General features: G+C 45.8%; 17 protein-coding genes and 1 pseudogene. 7 read left to right on the forward strand and 11 right to left on the reverse strand.

Features of this window, described 5'->3' with window-relative positions:
* Positions 1-6: 6 nt before the first annotated feature.
* The 5 genes from R3D00_04225 to R3D00_04245 form a co-directional block, all read right to left on the reverse strand.
* Positions 7-1,464 (reverse strand): DEAD/DEAH box helicase, encoded by a 1,458-nt coding sequence (locus tag R3D00_04225; GenBank protein MEZ4772367.1) that lies wholly within the window; start codon positions 1,462-1,464, stop codon positions 7-9.
* 77 nt (positions 1,465-1,541) lie between these two features.
* Positions 1,542-2,645: a T9SS type A sorting domain-containing protein gene (locus tag R3D00_04230; GenBank protein MEZ4772368.1), complete on the reverse strand. Its 1,104-nt coding sequence runs from the start codon at positions 2,643-2,645 to the stop codon at positions 1,542-1,544.
* 5 nt (positions 2,646-2,650) lie between these two features.
* Positions 2,651-5,224: an alkaline phosphatase family protein gene (locus tag R3D00_04235; GenBank protein MEZ4772369.1), complete on the reverse strand. Its 2,574-nt coding sequence runs from the start codon at positions 5,222-5,224 to the stop codon at positions 2,651-2,653.
* Positions 5,214-5,441: a hypothetical protein gene (locus R3D00_04240; protein ID MEZ4772370.1), complete on the reverse strand. Its 228-nt coding sequence runs from the start codon at positions 5,439-5,441 to the stop codon at positions 5,214-5,216. Before R3D00_04240 ends, R3D00_04235 begins: the two co-directional genes overlap by 11 nt.
* Positions 5,442-5,727: 286 nt before the next feature.
* Positions 5,728-6,840, reverse strand: coding sequence for a hypothetical protein (locus tag R3D00_04245; protein ID MEZ4772371.1), 1,113 nt, complete (start codon positions 6,838-6,840; stop codon positions 5,728-5,730).
* Between the two features lie 103 nt (positions 6,841-6,943).
* Here R3D00_04245 and R3D00_04250 point away from each other — a divergent pair, with 103 nt between their 5' ends.
* The 4 genes and pseudogenes from R3D00_04250 (at position 6,944) to R3D00_04265 (ending at position 12,273) form a co-directional block, all read left to right on the forward strand.
* Positions 6,944-8,227: a hypothetical protein gene (locus R3D00_04250; GenBank protein ID MEZ4772372.1), complete on the forward strand. Its 1,284-nt coding sequence runs from the start codon at positions 6,944-6,946 to the stop codon at positions 8,225-8,227.
* 77 nt (positions 8,228-8,304) lie between these two features.
* Positions 8,305-8,874 (forward strand): sigma-70 family RNA polymerase sigma factor, encoded by a 570-nt coding sequence (locus R3D00_04255; protein ID MEZ4772373.1) that lies wholly within the window; start codon positions 8,305-8,307, stop codon positions 8,872-8,874.
* A gap of 13 nt (positions 8,875-8,887) precedes the next feature.
* On the forward strand, positions 8,888-10,171 hold the full coding sequence (locus tag R3D00_04260; protein MEZ4772374.1) for a hypothetical protein: 1,284 nt from the start codon (positions 8,888-8,890) through the stop codon (positions 10,169-10,171).
* Positions 10,172-10,248: 77 nt separating this feature from the next.
* Positions 10,249-12,273: pseudogene (locus tag R3D00_04265) on the forward strand (M13 family metallopeptidase).
* Between the two features lie 12 nt (positions 12,274-12,285).
* On the opposite strand, the gene R3D00_04270 reads toward R3D00_04265, so the two are convergent.
* The 3 genes from R3D00_04270 to R3D00_04280 are packed head-to-tail and all read right to left on the reverse strand — an operon-like array spanning position 12,286 to position 14,696.
* Complete coding sequence (locus R3D00_04270; protein MEZ4772375.1) at positions 12,286-13,296, reverse strand: membrane dipeptidase; 1,011 nt, start codon at positions 13,294-13,296, stop codon at positions 12,286-12,288.
* 6 nt (positions 13,297-13,302) lie between these two features.
* Positions 13,303-14,097 (reverse strand): hypothetical protein, encoded by a 795-nt coding sequence (locus tag R3D00_04275; protein ID MEZ4772376.1) that lies wholly within the window; start codon positions 14,095-14,097, stop codon positions 13,303-13,305.
* Entirely contained in the window at positions 14,094-14,696 is a 603-nt protein-coding gene (locus R3D00_04280; protein MEZ4772377.1) for a sigma-70 family RNA polymerase sigma factor, read from the reverse strand. The genes R3D00_04275 and R3D00_04280 overlap by 4 nt, the downstream gene beginning before the upstream one ends.
* Positions 14,697-14,929: 233 nt before the next feature.
* Here R3D00_04280 and R3D00_04285 point away from each other — a divergent pair, with 233 nt between their 5' ends.
* On the forward strand, positions 14,930-15,703 hold the full coding sequence (locus tag R3D00_04285; GenBank protein ID MEZ4772378.1) for a hypothetical protein: 774 nt from the start codon (positions 14,930-14,932) through the stop codon (positions 15,701-15,703).
* A 6-nt stretch (positions 15,704-15,709) separates the two neighbouring features.
* Here R3D00_04285 and R3D00_04290 read toward each other — a convergent pair whose 3' ends face one another.
* Positions 15,710-17,893 (reverse strand): cytochrome c biogenesis protein CcdA, encoded by a 2,184-nt coding sequence (locus R3D00_04290; GenBank protein MEZ4772379.1) that lies wholly within the window; start codon positions 17,891-17,893, stop codon positions 15,710-15,712.
* A gap of 132 nt (positions 17,894-18,025) precedes the next feature.
* Here R3D00_04290 and R3D00_04295 point away from each other — a divergent pair, with 132 nt between their 5' ends.
* Positions 18,026-19,477, forward strand: a complete 1,452-nt coding sequence (locus tag R3D00_04295) for an acyl carrier protein (protein MEZ4772380.1) — start codon at positions 18,026-18,028, stop codon at positions 19,475-19,477.
* The gene (locus tag R3D00_04300) at positions 19,478-20,572 is read left to right on the forward strand and encodes a sulfotransferase (protein MEZ4772381.1); all 1,095 of its coding nucleotides are present in this window, start codon (positions 19,478-19,480) and stop codon (positions 20,570-20,572) included.
* Here R3D00_04300 and R3D00_04305 read toward each other — a convergent pair.
* Together R3D00_04305 and R3D00_04310 are read right to left on the reverse strand one after the other, a co-directional pair.
* On the reverse strand, positions 20,542-22,293 hold the full coding sequence (locus tag R3D00_04305) for an HAD-IIIC family phosphatase (protein MEZ4772382.1): 1,752 nt from the start codon (positions 22,291-22,293) through the stop codon (positions 20,542-20,544). The two genes, R3D00_04300 and R3D00_04305, sit on opposite strands and share 31 nt — an antisense overlap.
* Positions 22,286-22,720, reverse strand: a complete 435-nt coding sequence (locus R3D00_04310) for a VOC family protein (protein ID MEZ4772383.1) — start codon at positions 22,718-22,720, stop codon at positions 22,286-22,288. Before R3D00_04310 ends, R3D00_04305 begins: the two co-directional genes overlap by 8 nt.

The following is a 22,720-nucleotide window of genomic DNA, read 5'->3' on the forward strand; positions in this document are numbered from 1 at the left end:
TACAGACTATTTCTTCTTGCGGTCCTGCTTCAGTTTTTGTACCGACCGGTCTTTTCTCTCCTGCTCCTCCTGTTGGAATTTCCGCACCTTCACCGACTTTCCTTTTAATTTCACATTTTCCCCCATATCCCGCAGTGTATCGAGCCCGTGCTGGGGGATGTCCACAATCGCATAGGCTTCGTAGATCGTGATGGTGCCGATTTCTTCTGCGCTGAGCTGAGCATCATTTACCAGAAAACCCACAATATCGCCTTTCATCAGCTTATCGCGTTTTCCCCGCGAAAGGTGAACTTTTACCCAGCGTTGTGAATGATCTGTGCTGCCCGTCGATTTTTTGGGGGGCTTGATTTTCAGTGGATTCATCTCCAGACCGATCACTTTGTGATGGTTTTCAAGCCTCACCTTTTCGGCTTCTCCCCGCACCAGGTTGTAAACCAGTCCTTTACTGCCCGCACGGCCTGTTCTGCCCACACGGTGGAGGTAAAAATCGTATTCTTTGGGAATAGACAAATTGATGACCGCTGGTAAATCCTCGATATCCAGGCCTCGGGCTGCAAGGTCTGAAGCGACGAGATAGTCGATGTGTCCGTCTTTAAATCGCTGGAGAATATTGGCCCTTTCGGTCTGCTCCTGATTGCCATAGTAGGCTTCCGCTTTGTAACCGGCATTTCTCAGAAAACCGGTTACGGCATATAACTCCTGTCTTTTGCCGCAGAAAATCAGCGCTTTGGACACTCTTTCCTGTTCGAGCAACCCGGCCAGCCATGTTTCCCGCTGTCCCAGCTTGATGTCTGCAATAAAAAATCGAATATTTTTGAGCATCACCCTGGGGCTGAGGCGGATCGTATGCATTTTCTCAAAACGTTCGCGCATCAGGGTTTCTGCATCGCGGGAAATCGTTGCGGAGAAAAAACCTACCTGTGCTTTGCCGCGCACGTGTTCGCGTATTTCATCAAAATCTTTGAGGAAACCCATCTCGACGAGTTTGTCGCCCTCATCGATAATGAGGAAACGTATGTCCCTCCAGAGGTAGTCGTATTGATAATGCGCCATGACATCGCGCAATCTGCCCGGTACTACAACCAGGATATGTGGATTGGCTTTGATTGCCGCAAAACTTTCTTCCATGGGTACCCCGCCAAAGACCGCACCGACCTTTAGCGTATCTCCCGCGAAGTAGGACTCCAGCGAGGACGCAATCTGCTGTGCCAGTTCGCGCGAAGGGGCAAGCACAAGCGCCTGTGTACTGCGTTTGAGCAGGTTGAGGCGGGAGATCATGGGCAAGCCGTAGGCTGCAGTTTTCCCTGTGCCTGTAGGCGCTTCCACAATCAGGTTTTGTTTTTGGGTAAACAGGGGCATGACTTTGTGCTGCACATCCGTCGGAACTTTGAATCCCAGTTTGCGCACCGCATCCACTACCCGTTCGTGGAGCTCATAATTTGTAAAGCCCGTAGTTTTGATCATGCCGCAAAAATACGCGAAGCAGAAGGCATTTCAAAGGATCAAATTTGAATCGCTTTCTGTTGCCGCTGGCTGCGAGCTTACTTTACAATCAAGGATTTGTACTTGCTGTAATACCGGCCCTGTACTTTGAGGAAATAGGCTCCTGCTGGCATGTTTGGAACGGCAATAGCAATCGTATTTTCCCCACTGATCAGCTGCGCCCGTTGTTCATAAACCATTTGTCCTGTCACAGAGAATATCCGGATATGGATCGGTTCTGCCTCCAGTGCCTGTATTTCCAGGCTGAATTTGTTGCCTGATACGGGGTTTGGATATGGATCTTTGATGTTAAAACCAAAATCATTAAAAACTGCCTCAACAATCTGAGAATATTCAAAACTCCCGTCTAAATCTATGGATTTAAGCCGGTAATAATAGCGTTTGTTTTCCAGAATGGTTTCATCGTTAAACGCGTAGTTCCGGGGGGTACTGGAATTTCCCGAACCGGGTATCCATGCGATTTCGGTGTAAACAGATCCTTCTTCTGCGCGTTCGAGTGAAAACCCGTCAAAGTTTTCTTCGCGTGCAGTACTCCATTGAAGAGCTACGGCATGTTGAAGTATTTTAATGTCAAATGAAAGCAGTTCGATAGGTGTGGGTGTACCGGTATCGCCGGTCAGAATCGGAGAACCGTTGTCCTGGTAAGCCCAGTCTGTGAGGGTGAAAGTAGAAGCGTCGGCGGCGGCAGAGAGCCTTATCCAGCCATATTTTACCCCACCGTTATTAAATCTGATAGCCAAAAATTTCCCGCTCGTACCGATAAAGTTACCCCCCCGATTGGCTACACTGCCCGAATAGGCCATAAACTGGGTAACTTCCGGATGCCATGCGCCTCCGGCACTCACCAAAAAACCCGCATTTAATGCATCGGGAAAATAGGCCGATGCTGCGCCTGATACGGAGACGCCGTTTAAGGATAACCAGAAAGATCTTATCGCTACTTCTTCCCGGAAACGTATGGATTGTCCTCCCGGGAATACCTGGGTAACGATGGTGTTGGAAGTAGGTATTCCGCTTAAAGTGGAATACTGTATGGTTGCCTGTACCTGGTTTGTACTGCCAATCAAAGCACCACCTAACGCGGAGTAATGTGCCAGAGAACGAAGGAAGTCGTTGGGCTTCCTGGTTTGTTTATTTTTCATCGGTGTTAAATTGTTAATTGACGATTTTCTCTATGTAATTCAGGGGAGACAACCTGTGTCATTTTTTCTACTATTAGCTGACCTCCCAAAAAGTCATTGATCTGTAAAGCCACAGCGAAAGGCTGGTTTATCACTTCCTGATAATCAATGAAACATATCTCTGTATTTCCCTGTGATCTCTGCCAGTTTTTTGCTTGCTGAAGAGCTTGTTTGAAATTTTCCTGAAGATTATATGGGAGCACATCTGTGGGTATTTTCCCCAGTCTTGCCAGCATTTTTTGTTGGGAATTCACTACCTCATCCAGATCTCTTTCCATAAAAATGATCTTATAGTGATAATTGGGTGGCAGGTGTTGTAGCTGTTGTGCAATGACTTTTACAGCTTTTCCTTCCGCCAGGGGCATCCATTTTTTATCTCTGGCCAGTCTTTTTACTGCTTCATGTTCGTAATAGCCCAGCGGATTGCTCTCATCTGCTTCCCGCTGCATATCTGTGAATACTTCCATGCCACCTTCTTTCAGCATTTGCATCATCATGGACGTACCAGAGCGTGGAAGGCCAGACACAATGGTAATGGTTCCTTTTACATGTGTTTTGATCTGTGCCCGCACCGCCCGTGCTTTTTCAGGCTGTTGCAGCTTTTCTTCATAAATGGTTACCAGCCACCACCTGGCCTGGTTGAGCTGTGGATCCAGTTTCAGCGCCGTCGTAAATGCTTCCGCTGCAACTTCGTAGTGCCCAAGATGAAATAAAGCTTCGCCCAGATAAAAATGATGGGTAGGCGTATGATACATCAGCTCTATCGCCCGCAGGAAATTTTCTGCGGCTTCCTGATACAATTCTGATTTGAGCAAAGCCAGTCCCAATCCATACCAGGCGCTGGCGTTTTCCGGGTCTGTTTTCACTTCTCGTGTATAGGCATCTCTCGCCTCTTCCCATTTGCTGAGTTGAAGAAAGGCCTGCCCCAGTTGCTGATGGATACCCGCTCTTTTGGGGACTTCGTTTTGAGCCATCCGGAAAGATTTAAGCGCTTTATAGACTTTGTTCTCCGATAGAAACAGCTTCCCCTCGGTCATATAGACAGAGGCTTTGTCAATATTGTCCTCCAACAGCTCTTTGATTTCCTCAAATACAACCCGTGCATCTTTGGGGCGTGCCAATTGGATATAAGTTTGGATCAGGTGAAGCCCATACCGAAAATGTTCGGGTTCAGATTCGTGCAATTTTTCCAGTATCTGTACGGCCTCATCCAGTTGTCCGGTATGCAGATATGAGCGGGCCAGATAGAAGGCGTTTTCGTTTACTGTCTTCTGGATATTTTCTTCTGCTTTTTCTCCTGGTTCTTCTATATATCCCAGGGCGATTAATTGTTCCATCGCCTGTGCTTCGATATCGGCATCCAGTATTTTGCCGGGTTCATGCATGCCACTTTCCCCTTCAATGGCGTCCCAGCTAATTACTGGTGCAGGCAAATGGCTATTTGTTAATGCATTCACCAGTACTTTCCCGTCCATATCTTTCCCTACCGGAAGTCCCAGTAAGGACAAAAGGGTAGGGGTGACATCCAGCAATCCTGCGCCTACGATAGGTATGCCTTGTTGAATGCCGGGTCCCTTCATACAAATGATTCCATAGGGACTGTGCTCTGCTGCCGGGCCAGAGGGTTCGTGCGGAATCGATTCCGGGCGAAGATGATCTGCATGGAAACCATGGTCTGAGATCAGAATCACGGTAGTTTCCGGGCCTGCCAGTTGAAGCAGTCGCTCCAGCATCATGTCGTGGTAGCGATATCCGCCGGAAACGACCTCCTTGTATAGCTCATATTCCTGCACTGAAATATGATCTCTGCGTGGCGGATGATAGCGCATAAACCCATGACAGTAATGGTCGATCGCGTCAAAATATACGGCGGTTACATCCCATTCCTCATGTTCGAGAATATAGGTTGCCGCTGCATGAATGGTCGAGCAGTCTGCCGTAACACTCGCTACATTCATCAATCTTTTGTCTTTCTTTTGGTCAATGGTAGCGGCATGGGGTACAAATGGCAGAATATGCTGCTCTGTCAATTCTCCGGGATGCACGCGGAGCTTCGCAAAAAATGCGGATCTTTCCTCAGGATGTACCGTCCCCTTTGTAATTGGCCATGGATGGCTGATATCATGAGAGGGTGCTTTCTGATAAAAATTGGAAATCATGGTCCCGTTGATTTTCTCCACGGGGTGACTGGGCCACCAGCCAATGACATTTGTTTTGAATCCTTCCTGCGAAAGAATGTTCCAGAATGCCTTGGTCTTGCGATTCAGATTGGTAATAGGCCGAACCCCGCTTCCATCGGGTTTGGGTTCTGTGAATCCATGAATCCCGTGTTTGTAAGGGAGTTTTCCTGTTGCGATGGAAGTCCACAAAATGGGCGAAAGCGGTGGATCGAGTGTCGCCAGCCGGCCATAGGAGCCTTCTTGCATCATTCGTTGAAGCGCGGGCATATAACCTGCTTCCATCAGCGGACGAATCGTTTTCCAATCGGCAGCATCCCAGCCAATCAGGAGAATTTTGGAGGTTAATGATTTAGGTTTCATTTTTGGGTTGAGTCAGAGAAGATGAATAGGTATTCATAATCATTTGGGCAGAATGGTGCCTTACCTCACGCCAGGCCATAAGCCCTGCATATCCCAGTGCCAGTAATCCCAGCGATCCGTCTGCCGGAATTTCAAAACATTGCCCGGTTTCTGTAGTGAGGGTAAATGGCATGACAAGTGCTTTTGGTTGGATTTCTGTAATTGCGGCCTTTTCCATTTTATTTTTTCTTAGAATCTGACCATCCCAAAATTCATTCAACCCAGGTGATTTTAAAACTCAACCTTTTACAAAAGAACACACGGTAGATATTCCAATAGCTGAATAAGTAGGTGTGTAATATTAAAAGCTGTCAGAGACAGCTTTTACTTAATTTGGCGTATTGGATTGTAACAGGGGTTGTTGGCGAGCTTATATGCTTTGTATTTGGTCGTTAGTTTATAAAGAAAATCATAGTTTCTTTCCCCTGTTCTGTTAATAAACCGGGAATCTTTTACATTTGAGTCTATTCGATTGTGACCTTTTCCGGCTCAATCAGCTTTCCCCTGATGCCCCAGCCGCCAAATCCTTCCGAAACGGCGATCATTATTTCATTGCGTCCTTTTTTCAATGGGAGGAAGATCGTATCAAAGTAGCCGATGGAACCTAAAAACCGGTAGTCCCTACTGCTATAGGTATCATTTCCACTGAATAGCACCTTACCATTGACATATACACTTACGCGGTCGCTAAAGGCGAGTGCGAGCGGCTGAATGTGGTCTGCGCTGGCGTTTATTATGACTTTTGCGAATACCGTATTATTTTCTTTCGTGCGCTCCGTAAGTCGTGAAATATTGGCCAGCCCGTCGGGTTCTGTTTTCAGGATGGTCCAGTCCCGGGCCGGGAGGTCTGATTCTTTGAACTGAAGTTGAAATTTGTCAAACCAAACTTCCGAAAAGGCCCGGGAGACCATCCATTTTTGTATTAATCCGGCTTCAGGTGCCGGGGTTTCTATCTGCCGTGGAGAGAATGGCGCTTTGGTAAGTGCCTGATATTGAAAATTGGCATAGTGTGCAGGCGAAAAGTTGGGATTTACTTCTAACCCTACTTTTCCAGCAGCCGTTTCCTGCTTCAGGTCATGCATAAAAATCAGCGGATTCTCCATATCCCGGATATAAATTTCCCCCTGATCTTCCCAGAAGACTATTTTGACATGCATCCACTGGTCAAAATCCATGGTAAAGGTTTCGGTAAATCCGGTCCCAAAATATAATTGCCAGCCAGCCATTCCATTGAACACAGGTGTGTACTGGGTAGCATCAGGATTGCCCGACTGGTGCATTCTGAGGTAAAATTCTTCATAATTGGATGGGTCGGTAGAACGGAAAATTGCGCCAACGAAACCCCGCTTTTCCGGAACCGCCAGATCAAATTCGATGATTCCGTTGCGGAGTTCTATATCTTTTAAAAAAGCAATTCCGCCTTGTAGAAAAAGGCTTTTTTCACCCATATATTCTTCCACAACTGCCTTTCCTTCGGGAAGCTGCCAGTGTTCAGAATCGAAAGGAATTTGGGTTTGGGAGGAAACAGTTTTAACAAAAACTACGAAAAACAAGAGATAAGAAACGGGTACTTTCATACTTAATGTGCTTAAAGGGTTGATGCAAAAGAGCAGAAAGGTTAGATTTCTTATCGATTCAATTCCGTACAAGTTGGCGCAAGTTGGTTCAAACTATTTTCCGATGAATACATCAGACGAATACTACCTCAGGTTGCTCAAATCGCAGGTCGAATCCTTTCTGGGCTGGGGAAGTAGCCCGACCTGGACCAGCCGTGATTTTACCGAACTCAGCGAACGCATTCTGGAAACGACAGGGGTAAATCTTAGCGCGACGACCCTGAAAAGAATTTGGGGCAGAGTAAATTACCAAAGCGCGCCCAGTACCCAGACACTGGATACCCTGGCAGCTTATATTGGGCATGACAACTGGCGCGTGTTTCGCAATAGTTTTCCTCCTACCGATCATCTCCCCGCGCCGGAACCCGAATATTCCTTCAGACGGCCAGTTTTTGCGATATTGAAACCATTCGTGTGGTTTGGTGGAATGGGCATTTTTCTTTTGGCGGCCCTTCTTTTATGGCTGAATGTATCCTCTACCCCCAAACGACTGCCCGACCCCGTGAAAAGCCCCGGCTTCTTCAGCAGCCCAGTTGCGAAAGGCATTCCCAACACAGTCATTTTTCATTACGACTTGTCGTGTTTTACGGCAGACAGTTTTTCTATTCAGCAGAGCTGGGATGACCGGCGGCGGGAGCGTATTGATCCGGGCAACTTTACCCATACTTCGGTATATTATACTCCCGGGTATTTTCGTGCAAAAATTCTTGCAAACGATCAGGTACTGGCCGAACACGATGTGTATGTTCCTTCTGATGGGTGGATGGCTTTTATCGATCGTTTTCCTCAACCGCAATATCTGGCAGTAAGCGAGCATGAGCATAGTTTCTCGGTAGATAAACAACAACTGGCAGAAGCAGAAAACCGTTACCCGGACGAAATTCCCTCTCTATGTTATATTCTCGTCGAAGATTTTGGTGAAGTTTTTAGTGATGATTTTGAACTGGAAACAAATATGAAGATGGAAAAGCCCTTCCGGAATGCCGTTTGTGGCCGAATGAGTATGGTTGTTATGTGTTCAGAAGGGCGAATCGTCATTCCCTTCTCGGTGCCCGGCTGTGTGGGAGAACTGAAGATTCGTTGTGGTGAAACAGAGATTGACGGAAAATCACATGACCTTTCAGCATTGGGTATCCCGGTTGAGGAATGGAACCTTATTGGGCTGAAAGTAAAAGACAGACAAGCAGAAATCTGGGTGAATGGCCAGCCCGTTTACCATTTTCCGGCACAAAACTTCCCGGGGAAAATCATAGGCTTGCGTTACCGTTTTGAGGGTGAAGGAACAATCCGCGGAGTAAAGCTTACAGGACGTGAGGCGGTCGCTATTTATCCCATGCCCGGTACGTAAAATTTTCCCAAAATTCCGTATCTTTTCGGCTTCTCCGCCATTAAGAAGTAAAAAACATATATCGGAACAGGTTGGCTTTGAGCAGAAGAACTTTATCACAGGCGCAAATTCAGGAAGAATACCTGCTGATCGAAGCGGCAAAGAAAAATCCACGCCGCTTTGCGCTCCTTTATGATCGTTATTACAGACAGATTTTTCTGTTTGTATATAAACGAATTGATGAGGAGGAGTCCACAGCGGATGTCACTTCACAAGTATTTCTCAAAGCCATGCAAAACCTCCCCAAGTATCAGTTTAAGGGGGTACCATTCTCTGCATGGCTGTACAGAATCGCGATCAATGAGATAAATCAACACTTCCGGGAGTCTAAAGCCAGCCGGGCGATCAGTATGGAGAGTACACAGATTACGGACATGATGGATGAAGTGAGCGAAGATGCTACAGATGTCAATATCAGCCGTATGATGGAAGCCATCCAACAACTCGCCCCTGATGAAGTTCAACTGATTGAACTGCGGTTTTTTGAGCGAATGTCATTTAAGGAGGTCGCAGATGTGTACAATATAACCGAAAACAACGCTAAGGTGAAAATGTACCGCCTCCTGACTAAGATGAAAAAACTTATGGGTAAGAAAATTGAAGCGTGAGAATCCTGTTAGTATGTCTGATTACAAAATAAATATCGATAAACCGCTACCTGATCCCAAAATCATAGATCGTCATAAAGATTTCGATGGACTTTACGATCAGTATCAGGTAACAAGAAGATTTGATTTCTGGCGGAATATTTACCGCAAACCTATCTATTTCGCCTCCGTCGCGGCTTCTGCTGCAATCATCTTTCTGGTTTTTGAAGCGGTAAATGAAGAACTCCCCTCCGAAAAGTCTGTTTCGGTATTGCCGCCACTTGCCGCCAATGATCCGGCACTTTTGATTCTGAAGGTAAATGCTTCAGCGCCTTTTTCTTTCGAATCAGCCTCCTGCTCCCAGGTGCAAATTCCTGCAGATGCTTTTACTGACATAAACGGTAATCTGGTTTCTGGTGAAGTGGAAATTTACTACCGTGAACAATTGGCAGCAACTTCTCTCACAGAAGAAACTGCTACCGGTGACCATCCACTTGGAATGGTTGAAATTTCTGGTTTCCAAAACGGAAAACCACTGAAACTAAGTGAAAATAAAGCGATTGAAGTGGCCTTCTTCAGCCTGGATACTTCCGATGACTATCAGGTATATACTTTGAATGAAAAACAGGACGAATGGATCCTTTCCGGCAACGATCAGGTACTCCTGGCCGAAGCGACAAACCGTATTTTGCCTAAGCCCGAGCGCCCGGCCAGTACCTATATCCTCGAACAGCCGGAAGACCGGCTGATTCCTAAAAGTGTAGAAACCATTGTACCCAAGCCGGGAAAACCTTTTGGAATCAAAATCAAAAACCCTGAAGATTTTGCCGAATTTCGCAACTATGAGAAAATCTACTGGGAATATCTGCAAAGACCCGGCTCCGCCAATCCGTGGGAAGAAGGGTTGCTCGGAGAAAATTCCCCATGGAATGATGTACGGGTGAGAAAAATTTCAGCAAGGGAGTACGAGCTTCGCTTTGCCAGATTGAATGCTTCCGGTGGCATCAGCACGCAGACTGTATTTGCTACGCCTATGTTTGAGGCAAAAAGTAAAGAGGCCGCTGACGAGCTATACAGAGAAAGATATCTTGCCTGGGAAAATGCAAAAAAAGCGAGGGAACAACAAGCAGAAGAACGCCGGCAGGATCAGGAAAAAATGGCCGCAGCCGAACGTGATTACCGCGCCTATCAGCAAAAGCTAAAAGAATGGGAATCTGCTATGGCCGATACGGCAAACACAGTGAGCCCCAAAGGTGCTTACCATAAGTTTTCTGTTTCCCAAACCGGCGCGTTTAAACTTGCCAAAGACAAACCCTGACACGAAAGTAGTAAAGCTGGAAATTTGCATGAAAGAATCGTATAGCGTATCTTTCGCGGCTAAAATCTCCAATCCTTATGAATTTCCCCAGGCTTCCTTTCCTGTTAGTTTTTGTGACAATCGTTGTTGCGCTGTTTTCCTGTAACAATAAAACACAAAAAAACCTCCGCGGTGCGGATATCTCCAATATCGATACAACGGTACGACCGACCGATGACTTCTTTTCGTATGTCAACGGTCTGTGGCTGAAATCTGTCGAAATTCCCCCTACTGAAAGTTCCTGGGGAAGTTTTGCTGAGCTTCGCAACGATAATGTCAAGCTACTCCGTGGACTGATGGAGGAAGCCGCAGCTTCAAATTCAGAAAAAGGAAGCATCCGGCAGAAAGTAGGTGATTTTTACAAGACAGGGATGGATTCTGCTGCGATTGATGCAGCCGGAGTAACGCCAATTCAGGATATACTGGATATGGTTCAGGGAATTTCAGACAAAAGCGAGGTTGCGAAAATTGCGGCAACTATTTCCCTTCGCGGCGCGGACGGGTTTTTCCGGGCTTTTGTGAGAAACGACCTGAAAAAGAGCAATATCTACGCATTTTATCTTTACCAGGGCGGACTAGGCATGCCCAACCGCGATTATTACCTGACTGAAGGAGGGCGTTTTGATAAATATCGGGAAGAGTATCTCGTCTATATCCGCACTCTATTTACAGAAGCAGGCAGCAACCCCGATGTTGCAGAAGCCATTTACGATCTTGAAAAACAAATGGCTACTTTTTCCCGGAAGAGTGTGGATCTTCGGGATGCAGAAAAAAATTATAACAAAATGCCTTATGCACAGGCGGAAGGTTTATTGTCCAACTTCGGCCTAAGTTCTTATCTCTCAGTGCTGGAGATTCCTCAACAAGACTCCATTATTGTCGGTCAGCCTGAATTTCTGGAAGGGCTGAATAAACTATTTGCAGAAATTCCTCTGGATACATGGAAGGCATATATGACATTTACCATTCTTCGGTCAAGTGCTTCGTACCTGGGCAAGCCATTTGCTGATGCAGATTTTCGTTTTTATTCTTCCACACTCAGGGGCGTAAAAGAGCAGGATCCCCGCTGGAAAGTTGTAGGCGAACAAACCAGCCGCATGATCGGAATGATTGTAGGACAGCTGTATGTAGAAAAATATTTTAGCCCTGAAGCCAAAGCCAAAGTCAATCAGATGGTCGATGACCTGCGCGATGCTTTTGCTCAAAGGATCGAAAGACTGGACTGGATGAGCGCTGAAACTAAAACGGAAGCCCTCAAAAAACTGAAAGCGATCCGTCAGAAACTGGGCTACCCCGACAAATGGGAGGACTACTCCGGGCTGGAAATAGGTGCAGACTCTTATATTCAAAACGTACAGCGTGCGCGCGCTTTTGAAATTCGCCGCAGACTGGATCGCATCGGAAAAGAAGTTGACAGAGATGAGTGGTTTATGTCTCCGCAAATTGTCAACGCCAGCTATAACCCTACCAACAACGAAATTACTTTTCCCGCCGGAATCCTTCAGCCGCCTTTCTTTGATCCCAATGCAGTAGATGCGGTCAACTACGGCGGTATTGGTGCTGTTATCGGGCATGAAATTACCCACGGATTTGACGACAATGGCAGCAAATACAACGACAAAGGAAACCTCACCAACTGGTGGACAAAAACAGACAGTCTGAAATTTTCAGAATAGACACAAAAAATTCGCAAACAGTACGATGAATACACGGTGCTCGATACCGTTCACGTCAATGGCCAGCTTACGCTGGGCGAAAATATTGCGGATCATGGGGGAATAGCCATTGCATTTGAAGCCATGCAAATCGCCTTTAAGCGAGATGGCAGACCAGAACTGGTGGACGGATTCACGCCTGAGCAGCAGTTTTTCCTGAATTTTGCCAATCTCTGGAAGGGTAAATATCGGGAAGATGCCCAGTTGCAACGTATCAAAACAGACCCGCATTCTCCCGGGCAGTACCGCGCTATCGGTACGCTTTCCAATTTCCGCCCATTCTATGAAGCATTTGGCGTCAAAGAAGGCGACGGGATGTTTCGCAGTGAAATTGTAGAAATCTGGTAGGGAAATCTTTGGTCAGCTGCTCCATAGTTTTTGCAGGAAGTTACGCACATTTCCCGAGGCAAAATTATCGGTAAATGGTACACTTTCCGTTATTTCTGAGAGCTGGTTCAGGATTGCCTGATAAGTCCCGGCATTCGCCATAGATTCGAAAAACAGCGGGTGCCGGGACAAATCCGGAATGTCATGGATATAAAAATAGTCTGCTCCCAGACAAAGTTGTCCTGCTGCTCCTGAGTCAAGGCCATAGGTAATATGTTCGAATAGTTTTTTGGGGTTTTGGATATCCACATATTCCCGGAAAAAATTTATACCTATCAGCCCGCCGCCATTGATAACTTCCTGAGCCAGTTCATCGGGAAGATTCCTCACATGCGGGCAAATGGCTCTGAAGTTGGAATGGCTGGCAATAACAGGAATCTGGAGTTGTTTTTGGCTGATGTAATTAATCACATCGAAGGCCAGAGCATCAGAAGTATGGGCGAGATCAAGGCAGATTTTCCTTCCGGAAATATATTCAAGCAAGGCTTCGCCATCGGATTTCAGGCCGACATTCTCACTAAAATTTCCTCCGCCAAATCGATTTTCGGTGTGATGAGTAAGCCCGATATAAAGGATTTGACCGGTAGTCTGAATGATTTCCTCCAGTCTTTCAAAAGCGAGTTGCAGCGGTTCTGATTCTTCGCATAGTCCTGAAGCATTTTCTATCGCAGCAAGGATTCCGGTTTTATCCTGAAAAGGGAGTTTTGAAAGCGCCTGCATCCCGGTTACGGCACAAAAATCATTTCCTTCGGTCAGTTGACGAAACATCAGGGCTTGTTTTTTTGCCTGAGAAACACTTCCCTGCTCAGTTTTGGTGAAAATCGCCGTTACCTGAAGTTGTACATTCCCCTTTTTCAGCCAGGGCAGGGTAGCGCCAATATCGTCAGTGGAATATAAAGATGCCCCAGGTACAAGGGCAAGGTAAGCGAGCAGATCACAATGCAGATCTGCGACAGGGAAAAGAGGGGCGGAAATGTTACTCATAAAAAATTATTCCACCGGAGGGAATATCTTGAGGATTTTTGCAGCATCCTCGCTCCGGTTTACTGATAGTTTTTCCTGAGCAATTTCGGTAAATAATTCTTTTGCTTTACGAAGTTGATTCATTTTGAGGTAAGAAAGCGCCATATACCAGTGTGCATCTTCGGTCATGGTGCTGCCCGGACTTATGTGTTCGAAGGCGGCAATTGCTTCGGGGAAGCGGGATTGTTCCATTCTGGTAATACCCAGAAAAAGCCAGGCATCGGAGCGGTATTGCCCGGTAGAGTCATTGATAATGGACTCAAAGAGGAAGGCCGCCTTGTCAAATTCCCGGTTGCCATAGGCGAGCGCAGCACTTTTCCAGATAATATCTACAGATTGATTGTCACCTCTGTAAGTTTTGATTTTCTGAGGGGAAAAATAGATTTGATAAATATTATCAGGAGAGAGATGAGTATTATTTCTGGTAAAGACGAAAACCAGAACCAGTATCAGTACAGCGGCTGCGGTTGTCCAATAGAAAAAAGCAGAGTTGTAAGAGGGCGGGAATTTGAATCTTTTTTCTTTGATAACGGGAGCATCGGAACGTTGAGCCGTGCTTAATTTTTTTCCCAGAACCGTCAGCTTCTCATTGAGTTGCTGGTCGCCGTACTGTTGTATGGTTTTATACATTCGCACATAAGATCTTACCGTTTCGGAAAAATTTTCATCTTCCTGAAATTTTTGTTCCAGTTGCGACTTCTCTTCATCAGATAATTGGTTTCGGTAATATTTAATTACCTGATTGTACAGTTCCGGATTCATGGTTGATCGCTGTTGTTGTTTCTTGGAAAACCTTTTTCAAGCATCTTTCGCAATGTTTGTAAGCAGGTGTATTTTTTGCTATTAACACTTTTGGCATTACTATAGCCGATCTCCTGAGCAATTTCTTCTGAACTATAACCGTAATATTCCGAATCAATAATGATTTTCCGGCAGGGGTCTCCTAATTTGTCAAGCAGCCCCATCATCTGTTGAAAATCTTCTTTAATATATAGTTCGTGGAGGAAATTAGTTTCACTGGTATTGGGTTCGGGAAGCTTTTCGTATGGGTCTGTCTTATTGGACGAATTCTTGCGAATAATATCAATACATTTATTGAAAAATATACGATACAGGAATGTCCATAGAGAGCTTTTCCTGTGGAATAGCCCAGCAATAATTTGCCCTCTGACAGATAGTATCGCAGAATTATAAGCCTGAGTGAGTTCATCTTGCGTCAACTGATGAAATTTTTTCTTCCCTTCGAATATAAGTGAGAAGTATTTGTCATACAGTCTTTCGATGGCTATTTCCTGCGCTTTCCCTCCGGCATTAATACGATCAATGATTTCCTCATCCTCCTCCTCATTGTGCTTTTTCATAAACCAAAAGAGTGATTCTTATTTCGGAATATTCTGAACATAAATTTAAGGTTTTTTGATAAGAATATCCCATTTAGTTGAATACTTTCAACAGTATATAATATTTTGTCATTGGGAAATCCATTCAGGCCGGAGGAATATTGGCGGCTGTTCCTGCCCGGAAACAGCTTTGTTTGATTATTCTGGCATAATTCCTGCAATATGATCTTTGATTCCTTGTGGTTCCCTGTTACATGAAAAGAATAACTCTGATCCTCCTGTCTTGCTTTTTTTCTCCACATCTTATTTTTTCCCAGGTCGTCGAGACTTACTATCCCAATGGCGCCATCCAGTCCAGAATTCCGCTGAACGATGAAGGGCTATATGATGGAATTGGCCGCATCTACGACAACTATGGCGCCCTGATTGAGGAAATACCTTACTTTCGGGGTGTTGTGCAGGGGGTAAAAAAAGAATATTACCCTGAAGGCGTACTCAAGTCTCGTTGTGATTATGTGAATGGTGAGAAAAGTGGTTCATTCTCAGGGTTTTATGCTACCGGCCAGTTGCAAGTTTCACAGGAATGGCGGGATGGAAAAAAACACGGGGCAATGTTTGCCTGGTATCCTGACGGGATGATGCGGATGTATGGATTGCTGGAAAATGATTCTATTCTTTTTGCCCAGCGATTTGATACTGAGGGTATGCTGATGGGGGAGAGGGTAAGTTATATTCCTGCTCCGATTGATACGAGTCAGCTACCTGCTCCTGAGATTTTCTGTGAAAGCGGCGCCGCCTTAAGTCGCAGCCACCCCAGTGCCGTGCAGGTATTTATTCCTCAGGTTCCAAGTGAATTTATCAGTTTTGCCACAACTGATGGCGAAATTGCCCGAAGTGGGAACGAGAAATTCCCTTTACTGCTCACGCCCAATTCGCAGGCGGATGAATTTGTCCTGTACCTGCGGATCAAAACGCATTCTTCGGCCCGCCCGGTAATGTTGCGAAGTGTGCGGATCCCCGTTCGTTAGTTCAGACTACAGAGAATGTCTGTTTTTGAATTCTTCCAAACCTTTTGCAAAAAAGTCTCTGTATTCCTGCACGTTTAGTGGAGGATTAAAGCCGGTGGGGGCGACGAGGTTGGATTTATCGTGATCGATCAGCACGTAATAGGGCTGGGCATTCTGACGATAGACATCGCGTTCGTATTGAATCCATTGATCTCCAACAGTACGCAACTTCCTGCCGTCGGCCAGTTCGAGCGTTTCCGGCAGTTTTTCCCGGTCGTCAGTATAAAGCGAAATCAATACAAATTCCTCACGGATATATTTACTGATTTCTGCATCAACCCAGGCATTTTTTTCGAGGTATCGGCAGTTGGCGCACGTATGGCCGGTAAAGTCGAGGAATACCGGTTTGTTTACCTTTTTAGCATATTCGAGGCCTTGTTCCAGATCATAAAATGCACAAAATCCTTTAGGTGTACCTTCTGAAAGGTGTCCGGATATTTTGTCGGGGTAATTGCAGATCTCGTAGCTGGCGGCAGCAAAGGTGGATTCCGCCGAAAGGCCAGTCTGACTCATTTGCCCATCGAGGATCATCACCCCCATTTGTTTATTACTTTCAGGAATATAGCCGCCGAGCATATTCAGTGGCGCACCCCAAAGCCCGGGGACCAGATAAGTTACAAACCAGAAAGCGCTCATTGCCATCAGGAAACGAGGTACAGAGAGGTTGCCTATCGGACTGTCATGCGGAAGAGATATTTTTCCCAAAAGATACATGCCCAACATAGAGAAGATAACCACCCACGCCCCTATAAATATTTCCCTGTCTAAAATACCCCAGTGCATGACCAGATCTGCGCGGCTGAGGTAAATAAATGCCAGCGCGATTTCCAGCAATCCAAGCACAACTTTTACGCTATTGAGCCATCCGCCAGAGTTGGGGAGGGAATTCATATAGCCGGGGAAAATGGCAAAAAATACAAATGGCAGCGCCAAAGCTGAAGAGTAAGCAAGCATGGCGATGATCGGGCGGATAAATTCGCTGCCGGTAGCCGCATCTGCAAGCGCGGTAAAAACCAGGGGGCCTGTACAGGAGAAAGACACAATCGCCAGTGTCATGGCCATCAGAAATATACCGATAAACCCTCCTTTATCACTGCCTTTGCTGAGTGCTGTGCTCCATGAAGAAGGAAGGGTAATTTCAAACATTCCCAGAAAGGAGAGGCCGAATATGAAAATAAACGCAAACAGCGCGAGGTTGAACGCCGGACTGACCGAAAGCTGGCGCATAGCATCAGGCCCAAATATCGCCGAAACGAGCAATCCGAGGATCGTGTAGATCGCCACGATGGAAAGCCCGTAGAGAGAAGCATTGCGAATGCCTTTGGCTCGCGTGGTGCTTTGTTTTGTAAAAAAACTCACCGTAAGCGGAATCAACGGAAATACACAGGGCGTAAGTACAGAGCCAAATCCCAGCGCAAGTCCTTTCAAAATCAGCACCCACAAACTTTCTTTGGGCGCAGCAGGAGCAGTTTCTTCTGCCAGGGTTTGGGTTTCAGTTATAGCTGGAGTTTCTGCATTGTTTTCCTCCGTAACCGGTGTTGGCTCTACAGAAGCCGTTTCTGTTGAGGTTGGAATGACTGGTTGAATTTGTTCCTGTTGAGGTTTTTCCGTCTGGGGATTCTCCTTGTTTATGGGAGTGGTCTGCGTTTCTATAACTGCAGGCTTCGCTTTTTCAACGGTTTTGATGGAAAAAGAAACATCATAGGAACCGGGAATACAGCGAGAGTCATCGCAGACCTGATAGCGGAGAAAACCTACAATTTTGGGATTGGCTTCGGTGATTTTCAGTTTTTGAAAATAGGTAACTTCATCATGATACAGCGAAATATCTCCTTCGAAAATATCATCATAGGCAGTTTCGACATGCCCCTTATCGTCGAGTTTTCCTACGATTTCCACCCCTTTGGCAACTTCATCCAGATCAAACGTCGCTGCTACCATTGCCATCTTTTCGATCTGGTTTGCCGAATACATATGATAACCCGGATCAATAGATGCGGAAATGGAAAGTGTAATAATGTCTCCGACTGCCAGATTTTCCTTAGGTTTAAAGGAATTATCAAACGATACTGCATTCTCTATCTGGGCGAATAATGACATATTCAACAGAAGGAGGAAATTCAGAAGGATAAACGCTACAGGTTTACGCATAATGGATCATAAAGACTTAAGCTGTCAAATTTAACTTTTTTCCGGGGGAATGGAAAGTCGGGTTTCAGACAAATTTTTCATATTTGCCCACACACTATTCTTACTTTTAGTATAAACTTTTAGTAAAAAGATATGGCGTTTCCCAATTCAAAGCGAAAGGTAACCCTCAATGAGCGCCTCTTTGAGGTGGCTGAATCGATCATTCCGCCCTTTGCATTGCAGTATATTATCGAGGGAACCGGATTGCTGGAACCGGAACATGTCCGCAATTGCCTGATACAGCTGGTTGAAAAACTGCCCGTTTTTACCCTCGTGCTGAAAGGCAATCGTTGGGCACCCGAAGGGGGGAGCCCTGCATTCTTTGTCCATGAAAAACCGTTTTCACCCGACTGGAATGATCCCTTCTTCCAAAATCCTATACGAGCAGAAAATGGCTATTGTGCAGAATTACATCTTTTTCAGGGGCAGAGCTCTACGGTTGTTTTCCGCGTCCAGCACAAAGTCATGGATGCCAAAGGTATTCAGCTGGCGCTGTATAGTCTCTTTGCGCTTCTGCGCGGGGAGACCATTCACCCTGACACAAATTTCAGCTCGGATATGGAGGAGCGCGGACAATTGGTGGAAAAGGAAACGGTGGTGAGAGAAGGTTATGCTTCCAAATGGCCGGGTTTTCGACTTTCTCCCCAGGACCCTTATCGATACAAATTGGGCGTCATCACATTGGATTTCAGATTGGAAGGGACGTTGGCAAAATGTGGAAGCTGGTATGCCCAAACAATGGGTGAAGCCTGCCGGGTGATAGTTCCGGTAGATATGAGACGGCATAAGCTGGTCTCAAATACAGCCTCAAACCTGAGCCTGCCTGTTTATCTGTCGGTAAACCCCGGTGAAACCTGGCAGGAGATCCAGGCCCGGCTGCTTTCTGCATTGGCCGAAAATCAGGAACTGGCGAAAGAAAGATTGGAAAAATGGGTGCTGATGATTCCCCGTCAGCTTCTGGCGTTTGGGTTGAAACAGGTTGTCAAACGAACTGCGAAAACAGGTCGTTTCCCCATGAGTGGTATCCTTTCCGACAATGGGTGGATGGATCTCCGCGGTGTTTCTACTTCTTCTTTTCTGGCGAAAAGTGTAATTTCTCTTCCTGTTTATGTTTCTCTCTCACCCTTTTGCCTCGCAGTTATTCACCACAATGACCGTACAAATATTGCGTTTACTGTACCGGCAGAATGGGATGTTGAAAGTCTGAAAAATAGCCTTATGGAAAGCCTGCTGACCGACCAACAGACCAAACCCGTGGAAGTTGTGGCTGTACCTGGCAATTCGGATGAAGTAAAACGGCTCAGCGCGCTTTGGGCTGAAGTACTGGAATGTCCGGTTACGTCCATCAGCCCGGATGCTACTTTTCACTATCTGGGAGGAGACTCATTGAAACTGTTATTTATGTTGTCAGAAGTTTCTTCTGAGTATTCGATGAATTCAGACAGTGCATTTTTTAATGCAGTTTTGAATACGGGGGGACATATCACGATCCAGTCTCTGATAGGCATTATGGATCAGTTTCGGGCCCAAAATATAAATGGATAAATGAAGCTTTCCTTTTTACACGGGGCGGATTTACCGACTTTATTTCGCCTTTTCGGGCAGCAAAGATTTCGGATAGATATCCGGACGCTTCCGGTCATTCTGCTGCATTTCGTTCTGGCTGTATTTAATACTTTGGTAAGCCTGCCGGAGCGTTTTCTCCGCTATGAAAATGATCCGGTAAAGCCTGTTTTTATCCTGGGGCACTGGCGCAGCGGAACCACACATCTCCACAATCTGCTAGCCGCCGATCGCGCATACCATACGCCCAATACTTTTCAGATTGCTTTTCCTCATGCATTTATGTACTCCGAAAAATGGCTGGCTCCGATTCTTTCTCTGGCAGGCCCGGGTGTAAGGCCTATGGACAATATGGCAATGCTTATGTCCACGCCCAATGAAGAGGAAATCGGTATGGCCGCTCTGGGGGCACCTTCTTCGTATATGGCCATTCATTTTCCCCGCAATCATGAAAAATACCGGACTTATCTTTCTTTCAGGGATGCTTCTGAAAAAGATGTGAAGCTATGGAAAAAAATGTACCGGAATTACCTGCGGAAATTTGTCGCGAAGTATGGCAATGACCGCCCGCTGTTGCTGAAATCGCCCTCAAATACTGCCAGGGTACCCATGCTCCTGGAAATGTATCCCGACGCCAGATTTATTCATATTCAGCGTAATCCTTATGAAACGATCCGTTCTACCCTTCACCTGTATGATAAATGGTTTGAAATGGCAAATTTTCAATCCCTGAAAGCCCTGCGGGAAGGACGAGACCAATATGTTCTGGAAGTATATGAACAAATGCACAGGCTTTGGTTTGAAGATCGGAAGTTAATCCCTGAAAATCACTTATTCACGATCCGGTTTGAGGATCTTAAAAAAAGCCCTGTTCAAATTATCAATGCCATTTATCAGTTCCTGGGTGATACAGCGCTTGATCAGAAAGCGCTTGATACTTATCTGGATTCCATCAAATCGTATAGCCAGAATAAATTTGACCCATTATCACCCGAAATGATTCTGGAAATCAACCAGCGTATGGCATTTGTGTTTGAAGAATTGGGCTATCCTATGGTTGATTCTTCTGAAATATGATGTTTGAGGAGAATGAAATCCGCTGGTGATAGTTCCCACAAACCCTGTTCATTTTTGGTAAATCCCAGGGTTTGATAGTGGTTTTCTACAGGATTGTTTTTGTCTGTAGGTAAATATTCGCCTGTCAACCGTTCAAAGCCCATGTCCTTTGCTTTTTGGACCAATTTATTGAGTACAAACCGCTCAACTCCTCTTTGCATCACCCGGCAACTCATCAGCCAGTTTTCGATAAACAGGCTGCGGTCGTCTATCTGCTTCATTACCACAATAGAAATCAATCCATAGCTGCCAAATTTATCCTCCAGGCTGACCGAAAAATGCAAATACCCGGGGCTGGCCTGAATATGTTTTACCTCAGCTTCGCTGTAGCGAATCGTGCGGAGATTAAACTGATTGGATCGCTGGCTTAGTTGGGCGATTCGGGGGATATGGATATCCTGAAACGGAACGATCTGCCCTTTCATTTCCAGAGACTGGAGGAAAGAATCCATATCAGTATATGATGACGCGACAGCTTTTCGTTGCGATTCTGTCTGATATTGTTGGGTTCGGGTCTGGTCCTGGCTGGAAAATGAAGGTGTTTCAAACAGATTCATTCTGCTCAGAAAAGGCAGATAGTGTGCAGGGTCTGCGGGAAGTTCTGGCACCAGCACTTCGGGCAATGTATGGCGTATCAGCGTTCTTTCGGCGGGATTGTCGTCGAGAAAAACCATCGAGTCGAAGCCGATATTGAGCAACTGCTGAATGTGGCGGATGTTGTCAGCTTTATTGTTCCAGTTCGCAACAAAAGCAGCGATATCATCGAGGCGGAGGATCATTTCCCCGCGTGTTAAAAAAACCTCTTTGGCAAGGGTTTCTTCATTTTTACTGCAAACCGCCAGCATGATGCCCCGCTCTTTAAGCTGTTTGATCCATTTCTGAAGTTCTGTGAAAGCTTTTCCCGGGCCAGCCGGACCAATGGTAATTCCTTCTATCCCATCATCTCCGACTGTGCCTCCCCAAAGCGTATTGTCGAGATCCATGATCAGGCATTTCCGGATATGGCCCATCATTACCTGGATCATCGAAACACATTCAACCGCGATTTTCGCTTCTGTGTCCAGTGTATAGGGGATATCAGCTGCGAGGTATAAACCCCGGTCTTCAAATTTCTCTATACCCAGGAGACCCGAAAGCGCAGCGACATCGACCACATGCAGGTTGCTTTCGGCTTCTGCCAGATCCATGAATCCTACATTGATACGTCGGATTTGGTTGGAGAATGAAGCCCGGGTTTTGTTGGAAAAATTGCCAAATACCCCATCAGGTTTGTCTTCCAGATTGGTAATGAATATACGGCTGGTTGTTTGGCTCAGAATGGTTGCGGAAAGATGGGCAAAAGTATCGAGAATACGGGAAGAGAATAACCGCTTTTCATCTCCTGATAAATCATAAAACTGGTTGTGCAGTTTGCTCAAAGAATTTACAATCAGGACTACCTGCGGGGCAAATTTATACAAACCCGACGCCGGATTGATGATCTCCATTTCTACCTGATCGTAACCAGCTTCATATAACTCCACACGTATCCCGCTGATGAGTCCCGCTTCTTTGATAAATTTGGACAAAAACTGCGTGGATCGGTAGCCAAGAATAGCCAGCCGGCAGGATATTTTGCAGGTTTCCGGATCTACGGCACCCGCATGTTTGCTCAGTGACCGGGCGGTAAAGGTCTCATTCATCTGCCTTCAGCGATTGGGGTGTGTTTCTGCTTTTTCCTTCTGCCAATTCGATAAGGTTGCAGTTGGTATTTTTCATATTTAAAAATACGAAAGCAATCAATCGGTTTTCAAATCCACTTACAGGCTCCACAATTACTTTTGCCCCTTTGTTTTTCATCTCTTCAACGGCAGCATAAATGTCTGGCACTTCAAAACAAATATGGTGAATTCCTCCTCCTGAACCTGCATAGGCAGATACCGGCGAATCACCGCCAATTGGTTCGATCAGTTCTATAAAACCATTCTCCATATTCAAAAAACAGACATTCACCTTTTGACTTCCGATAAGTGTGGGAATGCTGGTCTCTGTGAAAGGAATAAAATGTTTGAGATCCTTTAGGGAATTTTGAATATTGGGTACTACTAAGCCGATGTGATGAAACCGCAT

The sequence above is a fragment of the Bacteroidia bacterium genome (genome assembly GCA_041391665.1).
In the GTDB taxonomy this organism is placed as follows: domain Bacteria; phylum Bacteroidota; class Bacteroidia; order J057; family J057; genus JAGQVA01.

Excerpts from the sequence above, each read along its gene's own strand:
- R3D00_04225 (MEZ4772367.1), bottom strand. The coding sequence starts at position 1,464 with ATGATCAAAACTACGGGCTTTACAAATTATGAGCTCCACGAACGGGTA.
- R3D00_04230 (MEZ4772368.1), bottom strand. The coding sequence starts at position 2,645 with ATGAAAAATAAACAAACCAGGAAGCCCAACGACTTCCTTCGTTCTCTG.
- R3D00_04235 (MEZ4772369.1), bottom strand. The coding sequence starts at position 5,224 with ATGAAACCTAAATCATTAACCTCCAAAATTCTCCTGATTGGCTGGGAT.
- R3D00_04240 (MEZ4772370.1), bottom strand. The coding sequence starts at position 5,441 with ATGGAAAAGGCCGCAATTACAGAAATCCAACCAAAAGCACTTGTCATG.
- R3D00_04245 (MEZ4772371.1), bottom strand. The coding sequence starts at position 6,840 with ATGAAAGTACCCGTTTCTTATCTCTTGTTTTTCGTAGTTTTTGTTAAA.
- R3D00_04250 (MEZ4772372.1), top strand. The coding sequence starts at position 6,944 with ATGAATACATCAGACGAATACTACCTCAGGTTGCTCAAATCGCAGGTC.
- R3D00_04260 (MEZ4772374.1), top strand. The coding sequence starts at position 8,888 with ATGTCTGATTACAAAATAAATATCGATAAACCGCTACCTGATCCCAAA.
- R3D00_04270 (MEZ4772375.1), bottom strand. The coding sequence starts at position 13,296 with ATGAGTAACATTTCCGCCCCTCTTTTCCCTGTCGCAGATCTGCATTGT.
- R3D00_04275 (MEZ4772376.1), bottom strand. The coding sequence starts at position 14,097 with ATGAATCCGGAACTGTACAATCAGGTAATTAAATATTACCGAAACCAA.
- R3D00_04280 (MEZ4772377.1), bottom strand. The coding sequence starts at position 14,696 with ATGAAAAAGCACAATGAGGAGGAGGATGAGGAAATCATTGATCGTATT.
- R3D00_04285 (MEZ4772378.1), top strand. The coding sequence starts at position 14,930 with ATGAAAAGAATAACTCTGATCCTCCTGTCTTGCTTTTTTTCTCCACAT.
- R3D00_04290 (MEZ4772379.1), bottom strand. The coding sequence starts at position 17,893 with ATGCGTAAACCTGTAGCGTTTATCCTTCTGAATTTCCTCCTTCTGTTG.
- R3D00_04295 (MEZ4772380.1), top strand. The coding sequence starts at position 18,026 with ATGGCGTTTCCCAATTCAAAGCGAAAGGTAACCCTCAATGAGCGCCTC.
- R3D00_04300 (MEZ4772381.1), top strand. The coding sequence starts at position 19,478 with ATGAAGCTTTCCTTTTTACACGGGGCGGATTTACCGACTTTATTTCGC.
- R3D00_04305 (MEZ4772382.1), bottom strand. The coding sequence starts at position 22,293 with ATGAATGAGACCTTTACCGCCCGGTCACTGAGCAAACATGCGGGTGCC.
- R3D00_04310 (MEZ4772383.1), bottom strand. The coding sequence starts at position 22,720 with ATGCGGTTTCATCACATCGGCTTAGTAGTACCCAATATTCAAAATTCC.